At 66.1% G+C, this 21,815-nt stretch carries 17 protein-coding genes and 2 pseudogenes; 1 reads left to right on the top strand and 18 read right to left on the bottom strand.

What is annotated here, in order from left to right:
- Positions 1-11: 11 nt before the first annotated feature.
- From phoB to KY49_RS04995, 10 genes and pseudogenes are all read right to left on the bottom strand, one after another.
- Positions 12-713, bottom strand: coding sequence for a phosphate regulon transcriptional regulator PhoB (phoB, locus tag KY49_RS05040; RefSeq protein WP_010092659.1), 702 nt, complete (start codon positions 711-713; stop codon positions 12-14).
- Positions 714-747: 34 nt separating this feature from the next.
- Complete coding sequence (gene phoU / locus KY49_RS05035) at positions 748-1,452, bottom strand: phosphate signaling complex protein PhoU (protein ID WP_042583612.1); 705 nt, start codon at positions 1,450-1,452, stop codon at positions 748-750.
- Positions 1,453-1,470: 18 nt separating this feature from the next.
- The gene (pstB, locus tag KY49_RS05030) at positions 1,471-2,319 is read right to left on the bottom strand and encodes a phosphate ABC transporter ATP-binding protein PstB (RefSeq protein ID WP_042583611.1); all 849 of its coding nucleotides are present in this window, start codon (positions 2,317-2,319) and stop codon (positions 1,471-1,473) included.
- A 15-nt stretch (positions 2,320-2,334) separates the two neighbouring features.
- Positions 2,335-3,228 carry a phosphate ABC transporter permease PstA gene (gene pstA / locus KY49_RS05025; protein ID WP_042583610.1) on the bottom strand — a complete coding sequence of 298 codons (894 nt, stop codon included), beginning with the start codon at positions 3,226-3,228 and terminating at the stop codon, positions 2,335-2,337.
- Entirely contained in the window at positions 3,225-4,211 is a 987-nt protein-coding gene (gene pstC / locus KY49_RS05020; protein WP_042583609.1) for a phosphate ABC transporter permease PstC, read from the bottom strand. Before pstC ends, pstA begins: the two co-directional genes overlap by 4 nt.
- Before the next feature lie 95 nt (positions 4,212-4,306).
- On the bottom strand, positions 4,307-5,341 hold the full coding sequence (gene pstS / locus KY49_RS05015) for a phosphate ABC transporter substrate-binding protein PstS (RefSeq protein ID WP_029226592.1): 1,035 nt from the start codon (positions 5,339-5,341) through the stop codon (positions 4,307-4,309).
- Positions 5,342-5,791: 450 nt separating this feature from the next.
- Positions 5,792-7,147 (bottom strand): phosphoglucosamine mutase, encoded by a 1,356-nt coding sequence (glmM, locus tag KY49_RS05010; RefSeq protein ID WP_042583608.1) that lies wholly within the window; start codon positions 7,145-7,147, stop codon positions 5,792-5,794.
- 24 nt (positions 7,148-7,171) lie between these two features.
- Positions 7,172-8,065 (bottom strand): dihydropteroate synthase, encoded by an 894-nt coding sequence (gene folP, locus KY49_RS05005; RefSeq protein WP_042584565.1) that lies wholly within the window; start codon positions 8,063-8,065, stop codon positions 7,172-7,174.
- Positions 8,066-8,146: 81 nt separating this feature from the next.
- Positions 8,147-10,042, bottom strand: a complete 1,896-nt coding sequence (gene ftsH, locus KY49_RS05000) for an ATP-dependent zinc metalloprotease FtsH (RefSeq protein WP_042583607.1) — start codon at positions 10,040-10,042, stop codon at positions 8,147-8,149.
- A 167-nt stretch (positions 10,043-10,209) separates the two neighbouring features.
- A pseudogene (locus KY49_RS04995) lies at positions 10,210-10,874 on the bottom strand (RlmE family RNA methyltransferase).
- Positions 10,875-11,053: 179 nt separating this feature from the next.
- Here KY49_RS04995 and KY49_RS04990 point away from each other — a divergent pair.
- Positions 11,054-11,581 carry a YhbY family RNA-binding protein gene (locus KY49_RS04990; protein ID WP_042583606.1) on the top strand — a complete coding sequence of 176 codons (528 nt, stop codon included), beginning with the start codon at positions 11,054-11,056 and terminating at the stop codon, positions 11,579-11,581.
- Positions 11,582-11,609: 28 nt separating this feature from the next.
- Here KY49_RS04990 and KY49_RS04985 read toward each other — a convergent pair whose 3' ends face one another.
- The 8 genes and pseudogenes from KY49_RS04985 to KY49_RS04950 all read right to left on the bottom strand — a co-directional run bounded on the left by KY49_RS04985 (position 11,610) and on the right by KY49_RS04950 (position 21,762).
- Entirely contained in the window at positions 11,610-12,068 is a 459-nt protein-coding gene (locus tag KY49_RS04985) for a DUF4149 domain-containing protein (protein ID WP_010092670.1), read from the bottom strand.
- Between the two features lie 14 nt (positions 12,069-12,082).
- Positions 12,083-12,559: a transcription elongation factor GreA gene (gene greA / locus KY49_RS04980; RefSeq protein WP_010092671.1), complete on the bottom strand. Its 477-nt coding sequence runs from the start codon at positions 12,557-12,559 to the stop codon at positions 12,083-12,085.
- 117 nt (positions 12,560-12,676) lie between these two features.
- Positions 12,677-15,933: pseudogene (gene carB / locus KY49_RS04975) on the bottom strand (carbamoyl-phosphate synthase large subunit).
- A gap of 65 nt (positions 15,934-15,998) precedes the next feature.
- On the bottom strand, positions 15,999-17,066 hold the full coding sequence (locus KY49_RS04970) for a 5-bromo-4-chloroindolyl phosphate hydrolysis family protein (protein ID WP_080417927.1): 1,068 nt from the start codon (positions 17,064-17,066) through the stop codon (positions 15,999-16,001).
- Positions 17,066-18,157 carry a toxic anion resistance protein gene (locus KY49_RS04965; RefSeq protein ID WP_052495606.1) on the bottom strand — a complete coding sequence of 364 codons (1,092 nt, stop codon included), beginning with the start codon at positions 18,155-18,157 and terminating at the stop codon, positions 17,066-17,068. The genes KY49_RS04970 and KY49_RS04965 overlap by 1 nt, the downstream gene beginning before the upstream one ends.
- A gap of 117 nt (positions 18,158-18,274) precedes the next feature.
- Positions 18,275-18,946, bottom strand: a complete 672-nt coding sequence (gene leuE / locus KY49_RS04960; protein WP_042583604.1) for a leucine efflux protein LeuE — start codon at positions 18,944-18,946, stop codon at positions 18,275-18,277.
- Positions 18,947-18,973: 27 nt separating this feature from the next.
- Positions 18,974-20,119, bottom strand: a complete 1,146-nt coding sequence (carA, locus tag KY49_RS04955; RefSeq protein ID WP_010092675.1) for a glutamine-hydrolyzing carbamoyl-phosphate synthase small subunit — start codon at positions 20,117-20,119, stop codon at positions 18,974-18,976.
- Positions 20,120-20,538: 419 nt separating this feature from the next.
- Positions 20,539-21,762 (bottom strand): MFS transporter, encoded by a 1,224-nt coding sequence (locus tag KY49_RS04950; RefSeq protein ID WP_042583603.1) that lies wholly within the window; start codon positions 21,760-21,762, stop codon positions 20,539-20,541.
- Positions 21,763-21,815: the final 53 nt, after the last annotated feature.

The raw sequence follows: 21,815 nt of genomic DNA, 5'->3' as shown, positions 1-21,815 counted from the left end.
GCCCACGTGCTTCACGCGTGCTTCGCGAGCCGGTAGCCGCTGCCGCGGACCGTTTCGATCATCGCGTCGCAACCCGCCGGCTTGAGGGCCGCACGCAATCGCTTGATATGCACGTCGACGGTGCGTTCCTCGACGAACACGTGATCGCCCCACACCTGGTCGAGCAGCTGCGTGCGGCTGTGCACGCGCTCCGGGTGGGTCATGAAGAAGTGCAGCAGGCGGAACTCGGTCGGGCCGAGATCGAGCTTGATCTCGCTGCCGTCCGCGTGCGCGGCGACCCGGTGCGTGGCCGGGTCGAGACGCAGCCCGTTGATCGACACGACGTCCTCGGTCAGCTGCGGCGCGCGGCGGCGCAGCACCGCCTTGATGCGCGCCATCAGCTCCTTCGGCGAGAACGGCTTCGTCACGTAGTCGTCCGCGCCGATCTCGAGGCCGAGCACCTTGTCCTGCTCGTCACCGCGCGCGGTCAGCATGATGATCGGGATGTGCTTGGTCCGCTCGTTGTTGCGCAGGTCGCGCGCGAACGCGATGCCGGACTTGCCCGGCAGCATCCAGTCGAGCAGCACGAGATCGGGCAGCACGTCGCTGATCAGGTTCGCCGCCTGCTCCGCGTTGTACGCGCGGATCGGGCAGTGTCCGGCATGCTGGAGATTCACCGAGATCAGCTCGGATATCGCGGGTTCGTCTTCGATGACGAGAATGTTGCTGGGCATCGGCACCTCGTTGTTCGCCTTGTACCTTGACGTGTTAGCTGTTGGCTTCGCGATCGAGCGTGTCGCGCGGCTGGTGCCGCACGTCGGTGCCCTTCACGATGTAGATGATGAATTCGGCGAGGTTCTTCGCGTGGTCGCCGATCCGCTCGATCGCCTTCGCGATGAACAGGTATTCGAGGCCGACCGAGATCGTGCGCGGATCTTCCTGCATGTACGACACGAGCTTGCGCACGAACGCGCGGAATTCCTGGTCGATCTCCTTGTCGTCCTTGACGATCTGCGCGGCGGCGACCGTGTCGAGCCGCGCGAACGCGTCGAGCGCGCGGCGCAGGATCGTCACGGCCATCTCGCCCGACACCTTGATCTCGGCGATGTTGACGCCGCGCGCGGCCGGCTCGTCGATCAGGCGGCGCACGCGTTTCGCGATCTTCTCCGCCTCGTCGCCGGCGCGCTCGAGGTTCGTGATCGTTTTCGAGATCGACATCAGGAGGCGCAGGTCGCGCGCGGCCGGCTGGCGGCGCGCGATGATGTTGCCGCACTCCTGGTCGATCTCGACTTCCATCGTGTTCAGGATCTCTTCGTTCGCGATCACCTTCTCGGCCGACGCGCGGTCGAATTCGTTCAGCGCGTGCATCGCGCCCGTGATCTGCGCCTCGACGAGCCCGCCCATCTCCAGCACCTTCGACGACACGGCATTGAGATCGGCGTCGAACTGGCTCGACAAATGTTTATCCGACATGGCTGTTGTTCTCCGTCATCAACCGAAGCGGCCGGTGATGTAGTCTTCCGTTTCCTTGCGTACCGGCTTGATGAAGATCTTCTCGGTCTCGCCGAATTCGATCAGCTCGCCCAGGTACATGTAGGCCGTATAGTCCGAGCAGCGCGCCGCCTGCTGCATGTTGTGCGTGACGATCACGACCGTGTAGTCGCTCTTCAGCTCCGCGATCAGCTCTTCGATGCGGCCCGTCGAGATCGGGTCGAGCGCCGAGCACGGCTCGTCGAGCAGCAGCACTTCCGGACGGATCGCGATGCCGCGCGCGATGCACAGACGCTGCTGCTGGCCGCCGGACAGGCCGTAGCCGCTCTGGCCCAGCTTGTCCTTCACTTCGTTCCACAGCGCGGCCTTCGTCAGCGCCCATTCGACGCGGTCGTCCATTTCCGAGCGCGTGAGCTTCTCGAACATTTTCACGCCGAATGCGATGTTGTCATAGATCGACATCGGAAACGGGGTCGGTTTCTGGAACACCATGCCGATCCGCGCGCGCAACAGCGAGATGTCGCGCTTGGTGGTCAGCAGGTTCTCGCCGTCCATCAGGATCTCGCCTTCGGCGCGCTGCTCCGGATAGAGCGCGTACATCTTGTTGAACGTGCGCAGGAGCGTCGACTTGCCGCAGCCCGACGGGCCGATGAACGCCGTCACCTTCCCTTCGGGAATGCGCAGGTTGATGTTCTTCAGCGCATGGAACTTGTTGTAGAAGAAGTTGAGATTGTTGACCTCGATCTTCGCGTTCAGCGGCGCGAGCGGACGGCCGTCCGTCGCGGCGTGCGTCCCGGCCGGCGCGGCGACACGTTCGATGGGATTCAGGTGGCTTTCTGCCATGTTCATCGGATTGCTCCGCCGTTACTGTTTCGAGAAGATCGAGCGCGCGAGGACGTTGAGTCCGAGCACGCCGAGGGTAATCAGGAACACGCCCGCCCATGCGAGCGACTGCCATTCCGCGAACGGGCTCATCGCGAACTTGAAGATCGTGACGGGCAGGTTCGCCATCGGCTGGCTCATGTCCCACGAGAAGAACTGGTTCGACAGCGCGGTGAACAGCAGCGGCGCCGTTTCGCCGGCAATCCGCGCGACCGCGAGCAGCACGCCCGTGATGATGCCGCCCACCGACGCGCGCAGCGTGATCTTCAGCACCATCCGCCACTTCGGCGTGCCGAGCGCGAAGGCCGCTTCGCGCAGCGCGTTCGGCACGAGCTTCAGCATGTTCTCGGTCGTGCGGATCACGATCGGGATCTGCAGCAGCGCGAGCGCGATCACGCCGGCCCAGCCGGAGAAGCGGCCCGACTTCGCGACGACGAGCGCGTAGACGAACAGGCCCACGACGATCGACGGCGCCGACAGCAGGATGTCGTTGATGAAGCGGATCGTGCTCGCGAGCGGGTTGGTCCTGCCGTATTCGGCGAGGTAGACGCCCGCCAGGATGCCGATCGGCGTGCCGACCAGCGTGCCGAACCCGACCAGCAGCAGGCTGCCGACGATCGCGTTCGCGAGGCCGCCACCCGCGGTGTTCGGCGGCCGGGTCGATTCGGTGAACAATTGCACCGACAGGCCGCCGATGCCGAGGTGCAGCGTCGTGTAGAGGATCCACACGAGCCACATCAGGCCGAACGCCATCGCGCCGAGCGACGCGGTGAGCGCGATCGCGTTGACGATCTTGCGCTTGCGCTGGAGCCGGCTGCGCATCGCGTCGAGCACGGCGCCGTCCGGGCCGGGGAAGTTCAGTACGGGCTCGCTCATTTCTTGCCCTCTCCTTTCTCGAGACGCAGCAGCAGCAGTTTGGAGATGGCCAGCACGATGAAGGTGATCACGAACAGGATCAGGCCCAGCTCCATCAGCGCGGCCGTATGCAGGCCGGGCGACGCTTCGGCGAACTCGTTCGCGAGCGCCGACGTGATGCTGTTGCCGGGCGAGAACAGCGACACGTTGTCGAGCAGGTTCGTGTTGCCGATCACGAACGTCACGGCCATCGTTTCGCCGAGCGCGCGGCCGAGGCCGAGCATCACGCCGCCGATCACGCCGGTCTTCGTATAGGGCAGCACGATCTTCCACATCACTTCCCAGGTCGTGCAGCCGATCCCGTACGCCGATTCCTTCAGCAGCACGGGCGTGACCTCGAACACGTCGCGCATCACCGACGCGATGTACGGGATGATCATGATCGCGAGGATCACGCCGGCGGCGAGAATGCCGATGCCGATCGGCGGGCCGGCGAACAGCGCGCCGAGCACCGGCACGCCGTCGAACAGGCGGCCGACCGGTTTCTGGAAATAGGTGGCGAAGATCGGCGCGAACACGAGCAGCCCCCACATCCCGTAGACGATCGACGGGATCGCGGCGAGCAGCTCGATGGCGATGCCAAGCGGGCGGCGCAGCCAGACCGGCGACAGCTCGGTGAGGAACAGCGCGATGCCGAAGCTGACGGGCACCGCGATCAGCAGCGCGATGACCGACGTGACGAGGGTGCCGTAGATCGGCACGAGCGCGCCGTAGACATCCGAATTGGGATCCCATTCGGACTGCCACAGGAAGCCGAGGCCGAACTTCTGGATGGTCGGCATCGACGCGATGATCAGCGAGACGATGATGCCGCCGAGCAGCAGCAGGGTGACGATGGCGGCGAGCCGGGCGAGGCCGCCGAACAGGATGTCGCCGAGGCGGCCGGGCGCGTGCTGCTGCGCATTGCCGGCGGACCGGGAGGACACGTATGGAATATCAGACATGGGCGCCTGCTTCTGAATGCCGGGCGCCTTGACGCCCGGCCTTACTGCACGACACTGCCCGGCCTGCGCGACCGGGCAGCGAACCGCTGTGACGCTTACTCCGTGGCGATCGGCTTGCCCGCCGTATCCGTCACCTTGACCTTCCACTGCTTGCGGATTTCCGCTTCGACCGCCGGCGGCAGCGAGATGTAGTCGAGGCTGTCAGCCGCCTTCTCGCCGTTCTTGAACGCCCAGCTGAAGAACTTCAGCGTTTCCGCGCCCTGCTCCGGCTTGTCCTGCTTCGCGTGCAGCAGCACGAACGTCGCGCCGACGACCGGCCATGCTTCCTTGCCCGGCTGGTTCGTCAGGATCTGGTAGAACGACTTCGACCAGTTCGCGCCGGCGGCGGCGGCCTTGAAGGTTTCCGTCTTCGGCTCGACCACCGTGCCCGTCGAGTTCTTCAGCGCGGTGTAGACCATGCTGTTCTTCTTCGCGTACGCCCACTCGACGTAGCCGATCGCGCCCGGCAGACGCTGCACGAATGCCGCGACGCCGTCGTTGCCCTTGCCGCCCGTGCCGGTCGGCCAGTTGACCGTCGTGCCTTCGCCGACCTTCGACTTCCACTCGTCGTTGACCTTCGACAGGTAGTTCGTCCAGATGAAGCTCGTGCCCGAGCCGTCCGCGCGGCGCACGACCGCGATGTCGGTATCCGGCAGCTTGACCTTCGGGTTCAGCGCGGCGATCGCCGGGTCGTTCCACTTCTTGATCTTGCCGAGGTAGATGTCGCCGAGCACCGGGCCCGACAGCGTCAGTTCACCCGCCTTCACGCCCGGCACGTTGATGACCGGCACCACGCCGCCGACCACCGTCGGGAACTGGAACAGGCCGTCCTTCGCGAGTTCGTCGTCCTTCAGCGGCGCGTCCGAACCGGCAAAATCGACCGTCTTCGCATTGATCTGCTTCAGGCCGCCCGACGAGCCGATGCCCTGGTAGTTGATCTTCGCGCCGCCGGCCTGCTGGTAATCGGCAGCCCATTTCGTGTAGATCGGCATCGCGAACGTGCTGCCTGCGCCCGTGATGTCGGCAGCGTGCGCAGCAACAGCGAAAAGTGCGCCAGCCAGGCCGGCAATCGCGGTTTGCATCAATTTCATGAGACCTCCAGTGTGTGAGCGGATGACTACGGCACCGCGAAGGTTAGGGGCTCCTCATGACGGTAATGTGACAATCGATGAAACTGGCGTGACAGTAACATGACTACTTGAAAGGCAACACGGGAGGGTGAGACGGACGGGCGCGGGCAGCGCCGGCACCGGGAGAATAGGCTATAAATGCCGGGAAGGGAAAGGCGGAAAATGTGCGTCCGGTCCCGCTTCGACAGCGGTCGATCGGGCGGGCGGATTGTACCCCGCTCGCACGGGACACATCCGGACTGGACGCGCCGCGCCCGGGGATTCAGGGGTCGGAAGTGGACCTCGGCGCGACGTCGGGCTCATGGCGCCGACGTCGCCGCCGGATGGAGGAGCCGAACCGTGGCCGGCGTGCGCCGCACGGCCGACAGGCAACCGGCGGCCGTACGCACATGCGCCGGCCGCCGGCCGGATTCAGGCAGTCGCGGCGCGCACCGCGTCGGCGATCGCCTCGGCGTGACGGCTCGCGTCCGCCGCCTGCTCCGCCTCGACCATCACGCGCAGCACGGGCTCGGTGCCCGATGCACGGATCAGCACGCGGCCGCTGCCGGCCAGCGCCTGTTCCGCGCCGTCGATCGCGGCGCGGATCGACGCATTGCCCTTCCAGTCCGCGCCGGGCTTCATCCGCACGTTGATCAGCTTCTGCGGGAACAGCGTGACACCCTCGAGCATCTGCGCGAGCGTGCGGCCGCTGCGCTTCAGCGCCGCGAGCACCAGCAGCGCCGACACGATGCCGTCGCCGGTCGTATGCCGGTCGAGCGACAGGATGTGGCCCGACCCTTCCGCGCCGAGCTGCCAGCCGTGCTCGCGCAGCCGCTCGAGCACGTAGCGGTCGCCGACCGCCGCACGCACGAACTGCACGCCCTCGCGTTGCAGCGCGACTTCGACGGCGAGATTCGTCATCAGCGTTCCCACCGCCCCTTCAACTCGACCGTTAGTTGCGATCCGGTCCTTGACCAGCACGTACAGCAGCTCGTCGCCGTTGAACAGCCGCCCGGTCGAGTCGACGACCTGCAGGCGGTCCGCGTCGCCGTCGAGCGCGATGCCGAGATCCGCGTGATTCGCCCGCACCGCGCGCACCAGCGCATCGGGCGCGGTCGCGCCGACGCCGTCGTTGATGTTGAAGCCGTTCGGCGCGACGCCGATCGGGATCACGTCCGCGCCCAGCTCGTGGAACACGTGCGGCGCGACCTGGTACGCGGCACCGTGCGCGCAGTCGACGACGAGCTTCATCCCGCGCAGGTCGAACGCCGCGGGAAACGTGCTCTTGCAGAACTCGATGTAGCGGCCGGCCGCATCGTCGAGGCGGCGCGCCTTGCCGAGCCCGTCCGACGGCGCGCATTCGAGCGGCTTGCCGAGCCACGCCTCGATCGCGGCTTCGGTTTCGTCGGGCAGCTTGTTGCCGTCCGCGGAAAAGAACTTGATGCCGTTGTCGTGATACGGATTGTGCGACGCGCTGATCACGACGCCCGCCGACAGGCGCAGCGCGCGCGTCAGGTACGCGACGCCCGGCGTCGGCATCGGGCCGGCCAGCATCACGTCGACGCCGGCCGCGGAGAAGCCCGCCTCCAGCGCCGCCTCGAGCATGTAGCCCGACACGCGCGTGTCCTTGCCGATCAGCACGGTCGGGCGCGCGCCCGCCGCGACGTCAGCCGAGCCGGCCAGCACCTTGCCCGCCGCGTAGCCGAGCCGCAACACGAAGTCGGGCGTGATCGGCGCTTCGCCGACGGTGCCGCGAATGCCGTCCGTACCGAAGTATCGACGTCCCATAATGAATGTTCCTCCTGTTTTGACTTATCGATGCCGCGCGGCCCCGCGCACGGCACTCCAGATCTTCAGCGCATCGACCGTTTCCGCGACGTCATGCACCCGCACGATCGCGGCGCCCCGCTCCACCGCACACACCGCGGCCGCGACGCTCGCCGCAACGCGCTCGATCGGCGGCTTGCCGCCGATCACCGCGCCGAGCATCGACTTGCGCGACATCCCCGCGAGAATCGGGTAAGGCCGGCCATCGGGCCGCGCGGGCGTCGTGTCGGGCAGCGCGGCGAGCAGCGCATAGTTGTGTTCGATCACCGCCTTGCCGAACCCGAAACCGGGGTCGACGCAGATGCGTTCCGCCGCGACGCCGGCGTCCATCAACGCTTGCGCACGCTCGGCGAGGAAATCGCGCACGTCGGCGACCACGTCTCGATAGTCAGGCTCGTGCGCCTGCATCGTCTGCGGCTCGCCGAGCATGTGCATCGCGCACAAGCCGCAGTTGCCGTCGCGCACGGCGTCGATCGCGCCGGCCTGGCGAAAGCCCCAGATGTCGTTGATCAGGTCCGCGCCGGCGGCCAGCGCCGCGCGCATCACGGCCGGCTTGTACGTATCGATCGACAGCGGCACGTTCAGCGGACGCAATGCCTCGACCAGCGGAATCACGCGCGCGAGCTCCTCGTCGAGCGGCACCGGCGGCGCGCCCGGGCGGGTCGATTCGCCGCCGATGTCGAGGATGTCGGCGCCCTCGGCGAGCATCCGCTCGGCCTGGCGCAGCGCATCGTCGTGGGCGAGGAAGCGGCCGCCGTCGGAGAACGAGTCGGGCGTTGCGTTGAGGATGCCCATCACGAGCGGGCGTTCGAACGTCAGCGTGAAGCGGCCGCACTGCAGCGGCGCCGGAATGAACGAGGGGGAGACGGGATCGGACACGAGGAGCAACAAACGTGGAATGAATGCAAAACGGGCCGGTGTGAAAGCCACACCAGCCCGTCAACGGTACGACAGCGGGACTCAGGCCGGCGACGCGGGCGCCGGCGCGTTGCCCGGCTTGACCTCGGCGCCGGTGCCGCCCGACGATGCATCGCCGCCGATGGTCGGCGAGCTCTTCGGCGAGCGCGGCGGACGGCCTTCCATGATGTCGTTGATCTGATCGGCGTCGATCGTCTCCCACTCCATCAGCGCGGCGGTCATCGCCTCGACCTTGTCGCGGTTCTCCTCCAGCAGGCGGCGAGCGAGGCCGTACTGCTCATCCAGCACACGGCGGATTTCCGCATCGACCTTCTGCTGCGTCGCTTCCGAAATCGTCCGCGTGAAGCCGCGGCCGAACGGGCTTGCATCGCTCTCGTCGTCGGCATAGACCATCGGGCCGAGCGCGTCGGTCATCCCGAACCGGGCCACCATCGCGCGCGCCGTCTGCGTCGCCTTGTTGAAGTCGTCCGACGCGCCGGTGCTGACGAGGTTCATGAACAGCTCCTCGGCCACGCGGCCACCGAACAGGATCGCGAGACGGTCCAGCAGGTAGTCCTTCGAATACGTCTCGTTGTCGTGCTCCGGCAGCTGCCACGTGACGCCCAGCGCACGGCCGCGCGGAATGATCGTGACCTTGTGCACCGGATCGGCCTTCGGCAGCAGCTTCGCAATCACCGCATGGCCCGACTCGTGGTACGCGGTCGCGCGCTTCGCTTCCTCGCGGATCACCGCGGACTTGCGCTCCGGACCCATGAAGATCTTGTCCTTCGCGTCCTCGAAGTCCTGCATCTCGACGATGCGCTTGCCGCGACGCGCGGCGAACAGCGCCGCCTCGTTGACGAGGTTCGCGAGATCGGCGCCCGAGAAGCCCGGCGTGCCGCGCGCGATCACTGCCGCGTCGACGTCGTTCGCGATCGGCACCTTGCGCAGGTGGACGCGCATGATCTGCTCGCGGCCGCGGATGTCCGGCAGGCCGACGTAGACCTGGCGGTCGAAGCGGCCCGGACGCAGCAGCGCCTTGTCGAGCACGTCGGAACGGTTGGTCGCGGCGATCACGATCACGCCCGAATTTGCTTCGAAGCCGTCCATCTCGACGAGCATCTGGTTCAGCGTCTGCTCGCGCTCGTCGTTGCCGCCGCCCATGCCGGCGCCGCGATGACGGCCGACCGCGTCGATTTCGTCGATGAACACGATGCACGGCGCATGCTTCTTCGCCTGCTCGAACATGTCGCGCACGCGGGCCGCGCCGACGCCGACGAACATTTCGACGAAGTCGGAGCCCGAGATGCTGAAGAACGGCACCTTCGCTTCACCCGCGATCGCGCGGGCGAGCAGCGTCTTGCCGGTGCCCGGAGGGCCGACCAGCAGCACGCCGCGCGGAATGCGGCCGCCAAGCTTCTGGAATTTCTGCGGATCGCGCAGGAAGTCGACGAGCTCGGACACTTCTTCCTTCGCTTCGTCGCAGCCCGCGACGTCGGAGAAGTTGACCGCGTTGTTGTTCTCGTCGATCAGCCGCGCACGCGATTTGCCGAACGAGAACGCACCGCCTTTGCCGCCGCCCTGCATCTGCCGCATCATGTAGAACCAGAAACCGATGATCAGGATCGTCGGCCCGAGGTAGTACAGCGCGGACATCAGCGCGTTCGGCTCGTCGTCGGCCTTGCCGCTGACCTGCACGCCATACTTCATCAGATCGCCGACCATCCAGATGTCGCCGGGCGACACGATCTGGTATTTCTGGCCATCAGCCGGAGTGACGGTGAGGTTGCGCCCCTGCACGACGACAGTCTTGACCTTGCCGTTCTTGGCGTCGTCCATGAACTGCGAATAGGACACGCCTTCCTGGACGCGGGGCTTGTCGAACTGCTTGAACACCGTAAACAGCACCAGTGCGATCACCAGCCACACTGCTGCCTTCGAAAACATATTGTTGTTCAAAGCACCACTCCTTCACTCGTAGACGAGCGCCTACATTTTCCTTGCGGCGCTCCTCAGGCATTCTAATCCAGTCCGACCACCCCTGCCATAAGCATTGACAACCGTCGCGATAGCGAACGGCTTGTCTGGCAAGGGCCGGAGCCCGTTTGCGGCTCCCCGGCTCCGCGTCAGCGCGGATGCTTCAGGTGCCGCCCCAAGATGAACGTTTCGGACGATTTGTCGCGGGACGCCTTGGGCTTGCGCGGCGCGACAATCTTAAACTGCTGCTTGAATTTCTCGACAATCTGGCTGTAGCCGCTGCCGTGGAAGCACTTCACCAGCAGCGCGCCGTCCGGCTTCAGATGATTCTGCGAGAATTCGAGCGCGAGATCGCACACGTGCTCGATGCGCGCCGCGTCCGCGGAGGCGACCCCTGACAGGTTGGGGGCCATGTCGGAAATTACAAGGTCAACCGGCCGGCCTTCGAGGACGGCCTCCAGTTGATGCAGCACCTCATCCTCGCGGAAGTCGCCCTGAATGAAGTGCACGTCGGCGATCGGCTCCATCGGCAGCATGTCGAGCGCGACGATCGTGCCGTCGATCCCGCCTTCGCGCACCGCGTCGCGTTTCTTGCCCTGCGCGAGCTTGTTGCGCGCGTACTGGCTCCAGCTGCCGGGCGCCGCGCCGAGATCGACGATCACCTGGCCGGGACGAATCAGCTTGTCCTGTTCGTCGATTTCCTTCAGCTTGTAAGCGGCGCGCGCGCGCGATAGCCCTCCCGCTGCGCCATTTTGACGTACGGGTCGTTGATGTGGTCGTGCAGCCAGTGCTGGTTGAAGCGGTTCTTTGCCATTCGAGAGAGAGATTACTGCCATTTGCTTCGTGAAGCCGCGCTTTTGGCGGATAATACGCGTCTTCTTCGCGCGGCTGCGGCCTCAATCAGGCCCAAGCCGCGATTTTACGTGGTTTCGGCGCGCGGCTCACACGGCGGATGCCGGTGTTGCGCGCCCTTATTTTTGAATTCGACATTCCATGCCAGCCCTTTCGCTTTCTCCCGCCGAGCGCTCCGCGCTGCGCTCCGAAGCCCATGCGCTCAAGCCCGTCGTGCTGATCGGCGCCGAGGGGCTCACCGACGCGGTCCTGAAGGAAATCAAGGTGCACCTTGACGCGCACCAGCTGATCAAGATTCGCGTGTTCGGCGACGAGCGCGACGAACGCATCGCGATCTACGACGAAATCTGCGACCGGCTGAACGCCGCGCCTATCCAGCATATCGGCAAGCTGCTCGTGATCTGGAGGCCCGAGGAAGCCGCGCCGGCGCCGGCTCGCGGCCGCCGCAGCGGCACCCTGCCGAGCGCGGCCGAAGCTGCCGCCGACAAGAAGGGCCGCGCGCCGCGTACCGTGAAGGTCGTCAAGGTGTCGCCGAACGCGAGCCCGGTGCGGCGCCCGAAGCCGCAGAAGGTAACGGTGCGCGGCAACGAGCGCGTGACCGCCGGCGGCACCGTCAAGCGTGCGAAAAAGCGCCAGGCGAGCACCAAGCGGCCGTTCCAGGACAAGTAAGCCCGCCCGGGCGCCCGGCCCGCGACGCTTACGCGTCGCGCGCCGGCAAGCGCCAGATCAGCATCAGCCCGAGCACGCTCTCGACCAGGTAGAACAGGCTCGAGACGCCGTGCAGCATCCCGAACCGGCTCGCATACGGCGAGTTCGCGATATCGGTGCCCGCGTCCATCGCGGCCACGCGCAGCGCGTTCATGAACGGCTGCAGCGCGAAATACCCGATCAGCACGCAGCCGACCATCGCCGCGAGAATCCAGCGCACGCGGCGGTATTCGTCGCAGCCGCGCCGCACCTGCTGGTTCGACAGCACGAGCAGCAGCACGCCGCACACCACACCGACGACCGCCTCGATGCGGAACAGCTGGGCGGCAACCGAGCCGGCCGTCATGCGCTCCAGCGAACGAAACAGCACGGGCGCGACCGCATACCCGATCGTCAGCAGGCTGCCGACCCAGACGGCCGACAGCAGACGGAACACGCGATGCGGCATCGTGTCGCTCCACGTCAGATGTAGCTGACCGAGATGATTTCGTACTCGCGCACGCCGCTCGGCGCCTGCACGGCCGCGACGTCGCCTTCGGACTTGCCGATCAGCGCGCGCGCGATCGGCGAGCTGACCGAGATCAGGCCGTGATCGAGGTCCGCTTCGTCGTCGCCGACGATCTGGTACTTGACGGTGTCGCCCGATTCGAGATCCTCGAGCTCGACCGTCGCCGCGAACACCACGCGGCCGTCGGCATCCAGCGAGGACGGATCGATGATCTGCGCGGCCGACAGCTTCGATTCGATTTCCGCGATGCGGCCCTCGATGAAGCCCTGCTTTTCCTTGGCTGCGTCGTATTCGGCGTTTTCGGACAGGTCGCCCTGCGCGCGCGCCTCCGCAATCGCATTGATCACGGCCGGCCGCTCGACGGACTTGAGGCGCTGCAATTCATCGCGCAGTTGGTCTGCGCCACGCTTTGTCAACGGAATGGTGCTCATAAACGGCTCAATCAATAAAACGGCTATAAAAAAAATCACCGCGATTAAGCGCATTCCCGATACACCGGGAACGCCGCTTAATCGCGGCACGTGTTGCTTCGACAGGTAACTGACCGCTTAGTTTAGGCGAGCGTGAAGACCTTGTAAATCATAGACTTCCAGGTTCTTCAGGTAGCGCAGGCCTTCGACGGCCGCGCGCGCGCGCCCGACATCGTCGTGTAGTAAGTGACCTTGTGCGCCTGCGCGCTCATCCGGATCGAACGCGAATCGGCAATCGCCTGGCGGGTCTCGTCGACCGTCGTGAAGACGAGCGCGATTTCGCCGTTCTTGATCATGTCGACGATGTGCGGACGGCCGTCCTTCACCTTGTTGACGACCTTCACCGGCACGCCGGCCGCTTCGATCGCGGCGGCCGTGCCCTTCGTCGCGACGATCGGGTAGCCGAGGTCGTGCAGCATGCGCGCGACTTCGACCGCCTTCGGCTTGTCCGCGTCCATCACGGTCAGCAGCACCGTGCCCGACTCCGGCAGGCGCGAGCCTGCCGCGAGCTGCGACTTGAACAGCGCCTCGCCGAACGTCTGGCCGACGCCCATCACTTCACCGGTCGAACGCATTTCCGGCCCGAGCACCGGGTCGACGGTCGGGAACTTCACGAACGGGAACACCGCTTCCTTCACGCTGAAGTACGGCGGCTCGACTTCCTTCGTCACGCCCTGCTGCGCGAGCTTCTGGCCGACCATCGCGCGCGCCGCGATCTTCGCGAGCGGCAGGCTGGTCGCCTTCGACACGTACGGCACCGTGCGCGACGCGCGCGGGTTCACTTCCAGCACGTAGATGATGTCTTCCTTCGAGCCGTCAGCCTGCGGGACTTGCTGGATCGCGAACTGCACGTTCATCAGGCCGACCACGTTCAGCGCCTTCGCCATCGCGGCCGTCTGGCGCTTCAGCTCGTCGACGGTCGCCTTCGACAGCGAGTACGGCGGCAGCGAGCATGCCGAATCGCCGGAGTGGACGCCCGCCTGCTCGATGTGCTCCATCACGCCGCCGATGAACACGGCCTCGCCGTCGCAGATGCAGTCGACGTCGCACTCGATCGCGTCGTTCAGGAAGCGGTCGAGCAGCACCGGCGAATCGTTCGACACCTTCACGGCCTCGCGCATGTAGCGCTCGAGGTCGCGCGGCTCGTGAACGATTTCCATCGCGCGGCCGCCCAGCACGTACGACGGGCGCACGACGAGCGGATAGCCGATTTCAGCGGCCAGCGCGAGCGCTTCGTCTTCGGCGCGCGCGGTGCGGTTCGGCGGCTGGCGCAGGCCGAGGTCCTGCAGCAGCTTCTGGAAGCGTTCGCGGTCTTCGGCCGCGTCGATCATGTCCGGCGACGTGCCGACGATCGGCACGCCGTGCGCCTCGAGATCGAGCGCGAGCTTCAGCGGCGTCTGGCCGCCGTACTGGACGATCACGCCGACCGGCTTTTCCTTGTCGACGATCTCGAGCACGTCCTCGAGCGTCAGCGGCTCGAAGTACAGGCGGTCGGACGTGTCATAGTCGGTCGACACCGTTTCCGGGTTGCAGTTGACCATGATGGTTTCGTAGCCGTCCTCGCGCATCGCGAGCGCCGCGTGCACGCAGCAGTAGTCGAACTCGATGCCCTGGCCGATCCGGTTCGGGCCACCGCCCAGCACCATGATCTTCTTGTTGTTCGTCGGCTGCGCCTCGCACTCTTCCTCGTAGGTCGAGTACATGTAGGCCGTCTTCGTCGCGAACTCGGCCGCGCAGGTGTCGACGCGCTTGTAGACCGGGCGCACGTTCAGCTCGAGACGGCGCGCGCGCACGTCGGCCGGCGTCGCGCCGAGCAGCTTCGCGAGGCGGCGGTCGGAGAAGCCGCTCTGCTTCAGGTAGCGCAGCTCGTCGAACGACAGCGACGCGACCGTGCGGCCCGCGAGCGCCTTTTCCTTCAGGATGATCTGCTCGATCTGCGCGAGGAACCACGGGTCGATCGCGGTTTCCGCGAAGATCTCCTCGGCCGTCATGCCGATGCGGAACGCGTCGCCGACGTACCAGATGCGGTCCGGGCCCGGCTCGTGGATCTCGATCGCGATCTCGTCGCGGTCGGTCGACTTCTCGTCGAGACCGTCGACGCCGACTTCGAGGCCGCGCAGCGCCTTCTGGAACGACTCCTGGAACGTGCGGCCGATCGCCATCACTTCGCCGACCGACTTCATCTGCGTCGTCAGGCGCGAATCCGCTTCGCGGAACTTCTCGAACGCGAAGCGCGGGATCTTCGTGACGACGTAGTCGATCGTCGGCTCGAACGACGCCGGGGTCTGGCCGCCGGTGATCTCGTTCTTCAGCTCGTCGAGCGTGTAGCCGACGGCCAGCTTCGCCGCGACCTTCGCGATCGGGAAGCCGGTCGCCTTCGACGCGAGCGCCGACGAACGCGACACGCGCGGGTTCATCTCGATGACGACCATGCGGCCGTCCTTCGGGTTGATCGAGAACTGCACGTTCGAGCCGCCGGTGTCGACGCCGATCTCGCGCAGCACCGCGAGCGATGCGTTGCGCAGGATCTGGTATTCCTTGTCGGTGAGCGTCTGCGCCGGCGCGACCGTGATCGAGTCGCCGGTGTGCACGCCCATCGGGTCGAGGTTCTCGATCGAGCAGACGATGATGCAGTTGTCGGCGCGGTCGCGCACGACTTCCATCTCGTATTCCTTCCAGCCGAGCAGCGACTCTTCGATCAGCAGCTCGCGCGTCGGCGACAGGTCGAGGCCGCGCCGGCAGATCTCTTCGAACTCTTCACGGTTGTATGCGATGCCGCCGCCCGAGCCGCCGAGCGTAAACGACGGACGGATCACGACCGGGTAGCCGCTGCCGCCGGTGGCCGCCATGATCTCGGCGTGCACCTGGGTCGCCTCTTCCATCGAGTGCGCGACGCCCGACTTCGCGGAGCCGAGACCGATCTTGGTCATCGCGTCCTTGAACTTCTGGCGGTCTTCCGCCTTGTCGATCGCTTCCGGCGACGCACCGATCAGCTCGACGCCGAACTTCTCGAGCACGCCGTGGTGATGCAGGTCGAGCGCGCAGTTCAGCGCGGTCTGGCCGCCCATCGTCGGCAGGATCGCGTCCGGGCGCTCCTTCTCGATGATGCGCGCGACGACTTCCCACGTGATCGGCTCGATGTAGGTCACGTCGGCCGTGTTCGGGTCGGTCATGATCGTCGCCGGGTTGCTGTTGACGAGGATGACCTTGTAGCCCTCCTCACGCAACGCCTTGCATGCCTGCGCGCCCGAGTAGTCGAACTCGCACGCCTGGCCGATGATGATCGGGCCGGCGCCGATGATGAGGATGCTGTTGATGTCTGTGCGTTTTGGCATGGCTCTGTCAATCAATAAATAAACGTTAATGCTGCACGTCGCAGCCGGTTCGCCGGCCGCCGGCTTTACAGGGAAGGCGCACGCGCCTCCCGCTGCTCTGCCTGCTTCAAATCTTGCTGCAAGAGGCGAAGCGTCGTCTGGAGTCCTGCCAGATCGCTCTCCACCATCTGGTTCTGCACCTTCTCGAACTGTCCGCACAGCCCCTGAAGGCCCGCCTCGATTTCACGCATGCGTTCCGTTCGGGTCGGATTCGATTCGGTCAATCCGCCGAGCTTGACGAAGTACTGGCTGAGCGTGATCGCGGTCGGTATCTGCACCGCGAGAAAATGGTTCAGCAAACTGTACTTCTCCGGCTCGGCGTTCGCCATCTCCCAAATGCGCTGGCTGATTTCCATCAGCTTGCTCCACTCGTCCTCGACCATGCTGCCGCGCAGTCGCGGACGCATCTCGCGCATGTCGGACAGGTGCGCCTTGAACATCTCCGCGGAATACCCGGCAGGCCGCACGGCCGGGTCCGTCTTGGGCTCGGGTTCGGGTTTAGGCTCTGCCGCCTGAAGCTCGGAGAGAGACGTGAGCGGCAACGTCACCCACTGCTGCAGGACGTACTCCCGAATCCAGTACTTCTGTGCGGGAAACCAAGGGTAATAATGGCGAAGATTCGCCAAGACCGTGTTCACGTTCGGCATGGTCAACATGCTGCGGCACGTCCGAACCACCAGGGCGACCGGCAAGACCATCCATATTGCGCTCATCGACACCGACGGCAAAAAATTTGCGCACGCGCTCACGAACATGAACGAAAGATCGATGGGTATCAACAGATACACCACGCGAAACCGCAGTGTGCCGATCGACCACATCGCACAGATCGACATGCACGCGCCCACGATCAGCGCCAGACCCGCCGTCCACCCGGACACCGCATGTTCGTTGACGTCGTTGAGCTTGTCCACCAGGCCCAGGTTGGCAACAAGGTCCGCCGCCGCGTGCCCGATCCCGCCTCCCACTAAAACTGAACTTAACGCCGCTAATCCTTGAAACACCCCCCAAAACAGGACCCAGAAAACGAACCGCCCGGAGCGAGGAGGCTGCGGGGGCACGGACAATCGGGCGCCTGTGTTCCAGCGCAGCATTACGCCTCCGCCGCCTGACGCGCGAGCGAGGTCCGCAGATCGGTTTCGAGCTTCTTCAGCTCGACCTCGACCGCCGCGCGGTTCTTGCGACCTTCCGCCTGGATCTCCATCACGTCGCTGACCGTGCGCAGCAGCAACTCATTCGCATGCCGCACCGACTCGATATCGATCACGCTGCGCTGGCTCGCCTGCTCGATCGACGTCGCGCTCCGGTGCAACTGCTCGGCGTTCTTGCGCAGCAGCTCGTTCGTCATGTCGACCACGGCCTGCTGCGTCTCGTACGCCTGCTTCTGTCGCTCGAGCGCGAGCGCGGTGACGAACTGCGCCTTCCACGCGGGAATCGCCGTGTGGATCGCCGTGTGGATCTTGTCCATCAGCAGCGCGTCGCCGTTCTGCACGATACGGATCTGCGGCAAGCGCTGCAGCCCGACCATCCGCGCGAGCTTCAGGTCATGCACCTTGCGCTCGAGCCGATCGATGTTGCGCACCAGATCCTGAACCTTCTCCTGCTGCAGCGCGCGTTCGTCGTCCGAAAGGCCGGCCATCGCCGCCTGCATCTCCGGCAGCCGGTCTTGCCGGAACTCGGCGACGTACTGCTCGCCCGCCGCGATGTAGGTGTCCAGGTTCTTCACGTACTGGACGCCGTTCGCGTGGATGTCGTCCAGCATCGCGATGTCGCGGCGCATCGCCTCTCGCCACATCTCGAGCTTCAGCGCCACCTCGTTGATCTGGCCGGCCACATCCTCGTAGCGACGCACGAAGCGCTCGACCGCCCGCTGCGCGGTGCCGAGCATCCGCGCGACGAAGCCCTGCTTCTGCAGCGATTCCGGATCCAGCGAGCGGATCTGGTCCTGCAGATTCGACAGCAGCGCCCCTGCCTCGCCGACATCCTTGCCCTTCACGTCCGCCAGGATGCGATCCGAATACGCGCTGAGCTCGCGCATCGCATCGTCGCCGAAAGACAGCACGGCGGTGGACGACTCAATGTCGATCGACGTGCGGATGCGCGCGACCGCGCCGTCCGTATCGCTGCGCGGCACGACCGCCGCGAGTGCGGCAGTCGGATCGATCGGTGCGGTGCTGTCGTTCAACGGATTGCTTCCTGGCGTGTCAGTCAAAATGGTTTCCCCGGAATGTTGGTCGATTCTTCTTATTGATCCGACACCCGACGAGCAAGCGCGAAGGCATTCGCTCGCCGGGCTGCGTGCTCAGTTCATCGTCGCGAGCGCAAGCTTCACCGAAAAACCGATGAACAGCCCGCCCACGCTGCTCGCCGCACCCGCCGCGAGCTTGCGGCGGCGGCGGAAATGCGCGGCGAGCCGCGCGCCCGCGAAGATCAGCGTGCTCAGGTACAGGAAGCTCGCACACTGCGCGATCGCCCCGAGCACGACGAACGGCACCGCGGGATGCGGGAACGCCGGATCGACGAACTGGATGAAAAACGAGATGAAGAACAGGATCGCCTTCGGGTTCAGGAGGCTCACGACCAGCGCCTTGCGGAACGGCTCGTCGAAAGACCGGTCGCCGTCGACCGCGCGCGGCGCGTCGGCCACCGCACCGGCCGGCGCGCGCAGCCTGCGCCACGCGCCGCGCAGCATCCCGGCGCCGACGTAGAGCAGATACGCGGCGCCGCCGTACTTGACGACCGAGAACAGCAGCGGATTCGCCTTCAGCAGCGACGCGACGCCCGCCGCGGACAGCACCATCAGCACCGCGTCGCCGACGAACACGCCGCAGGCCGCGCGATAGCCGGCCTGCACGCCGCGCTGCGCCGCGAGCGACAGCACGTACATCGAGTTCGGCCCCGGCAACAGGATGATGAAGACCACGCCGATGACGTAGGTCCAGAGATCCGTGATGCCGAGTGCATGACCGAACATGATGCGAGCCTCCCGCGCGTGGGTCAGTTAAGCGCTGCGCTGCTTCGCCGCGTCCATCAGCGCGGTGAAGCGGTCGAACAGATAGCCGATGTCGTGCGGGCCCGGCGACGCTTCCGGGTGGCCCTGGAAGCAGAACGCCGGCTTGTCGGTCAGCTCGAAGCCCTGCAGCGTGCCGTCGAACAGCGACACGTGCGTGGCGCGCGCGTTGGCCGGCAGCGAATCGGCGTCGACCGCGAACCCGTGGTTCTGCGACGTGATCACCACGCGGCCGTCGGCCAGATCCTTGACAGGGTGGTTCGCGCCGTGGTGGCCCGTCTTCATCTTGAGCGTCTTCGCGCCGACCGCGAGGCCCATGATCTGGTGGCCGAGGCAGATGCCGAAGGTCGGCACGCCGCGCTCGATGAATTCCTTCGTGGCCGCGATCGCGTAGTCGCACGGCTCCGGATCGCCGGGGCCGTTCGACAGGAAGACGCCGTCCGGATTCAGCGCGAGCGCTTCCGCCGCGCTCGCCTGCGCCGGCAGCACCGTCACGTGGCAGCCGCGCTCCGCGAGCATGCGCAGGATGTTGTACTTGACGCCGAAGTCGTACGCGACGACGCGATACTTCGGCGCCTCCTGCATCCCGTAGCCGCTGCCGAGCTTCCACTCGGTCTGCTTCCATTCGAACGGCTTGGCGGTCGACACGACCTTCGCGAGATCCATGCCGGCGAGGCCCGGGAACGAGCGTGCGAGCTCGATCGCCTTCGCCTCGTCGGTCGAGCCGGCGAGGATGCAACCGTTTTGCGCGCCCTTGTCGCGCAGGATGCGGGTCAGCTTGCGGGTGTCGATGCCGGCGATCGCGACGACGCCTTCGTCGCGCAGGTAGTCGCCCAGCGTGCGATCCATGCGGAAGTTCGACGCGAGATCGGGCAGGTCGCGCACGATCAGGCCGGCGGCATGGACTTTCGTCGCCTCGACGTCCTCGGCATTCACGCCGACGTTGCCGATATGCGGATAGGTGAGCGTCACGATCTGACGCGCGTAGCTCGGATCAGTCAGGATTTCCTGATAGCCGGTGATCGCGGTGTTGAACACGACTTCGCCGATCGTGTGGCCAGCGGCACCGATCGAATGACCACGAAAGACCGTGCCGTCGGCGAGTGCAAGCAAAGCGGGAGAAAAAGACGGCAACACGGGAGGCTCCTTGGGGAACACCCTGCTGCCGACCTGTTTACCCTGCCGCGCAAGCGTCGCGCTGCGTGGACGCGCGCGTTGGCTTGCATCACGCACCCGGCGGTGTCGAGTCGCGAAACCGGCGCGCAGCGCGCGAGGGCTCGCGGCATCGCCCGACAGGCGGCGTGCAGCGGATGAACGGGATGAGTGAGGTAGGCGCTAGGGTGCGAGGTTGATCAGCACAAACTTTCAAATTATAGCGTGAAAATGGACCTGTTTTCAACGCCGCAGGCCGCCGATTCCATGGCATGGCAATCCGCAATGCGGCTCGGCGGACCGATCACGCGCCCTTTTTCTTTTTCATTGGCCCGGGCCTCCGGCGCCCGTCACGCGCGCTGCGGCCCCGATTGCGGAACCGCGCCACGCTCCAGCGTACCCCTCTATCGGCTCGCTTGACCAGAGGCGATCGGTGCGGGCCACACGTACCAGACCGCGCTTGCGACCTGCAGCACGAGCAGCACGCTCCACGCGGCGAGGTGCGCGGCGGCCGGATAGCGGCCATCGACCGCCGGCCAGTGCGACAGCATCGCGCCGACGCCGATCTGGAACGCGAAGATCAGCACGAAGATCACGAGCGTGAGCGTCGTGTTCGCGCGGCCGATCAGGTGCGCCGGGAAGTGGCCGGCCATCACCGCGTAGGTCAGGATTCCGACCCCGCCGAACATTCCGTACGCGGCCCACAGCGCCGCCGCCGGCAGCGGCGCGCGCACGACGATCGCAACCTGCGTCGCGACGAACAGCGCCATGCCGACGCCGCAGAACGCATAGACGGACACGCCGCGCCGCTCCAGCGCACGCGCGGCGGCGCCGAACCCGACGCAGCCGGCCATCATCGCGAAGCCGAGCACCGACACGAGGCGCGCCGCGTGCTGCGCATCGAACCCGGCGACATCGCGCAGGTACGGCCCGACCCACAACGACTGCATCGCGTAGAACACGCCTTGCGTGACGATCGAGAACGACCCGATCTTCCAGAACGCGCGGCTCGACAGAATGTGCCAGGTGCCCTTGAACTGGCTGACGAGCCCGCCCTGATGGCGGCCCTGCTTCGGATTGGGCGCACCGAGCCAGATCGCGGCCGCGACCGCGAGCGTCATCACCGCGAGCCCGGCGCACACCGCGCGCCAGCTCGCCCAGCCGAGCAGCCAGGTGAGCGGCGAGCCGACCACCACGCCGCCGAACCCGCCGACCGCCATCACGAGCCCGTTGACCAGCGGCAGCCGGCCGATCGGGAAATGCTCGGCGAGCGCCTTGAACGCCGCGCCGAGGCACACCGATACGCCGACCCCGATCAGCAGCCGGCCGACCATCATCGCGCCGAGCCCGTGCGCGGCGCCGAACACCGCGGCGCCCGCGGCCGCAAACAGCAGCATGCCGGCCGCCACGCGGCGCGAGCCGAAATGGTCGAGCAGCACGCCGGCCGGGATCTGCGCGCCGGCGAAGCCGAGGAAATAGAGACTGGTGAGCAGGCCGAGATCGGCGGCCGACAGCCCGAGGTCGTGCGTGACGAACGGCGCGAAGCCGAGATTGACGCCGCGAAACACATAGGACACGAAATACCCGAGCGCGAACAGCCCGAGCACCCTAACCTGCACCGACGACATCGCCTCTCCCTTGGTCCTTTTTCATGTTGCGCGGCCATGCGCCGCGCACAAAC

The sequence above is a fragment of the Burkholderia sp. MSHR3999 genome (assembly GCF_000833595.1).
In the GTDB taxonomy this organism is placed as follows: Bacteria; Pseudomonadota; Gammaproteobacteria; order Burkholderiales; family Burkholderiaceae; genus Burkholderia; species Burkholderia ubonensis.
The sequence above is the reverse complement of the archived record's forward strand: the minus strand, read 5'-3'. Positions and strand labels throughout refer to the sequence as shown.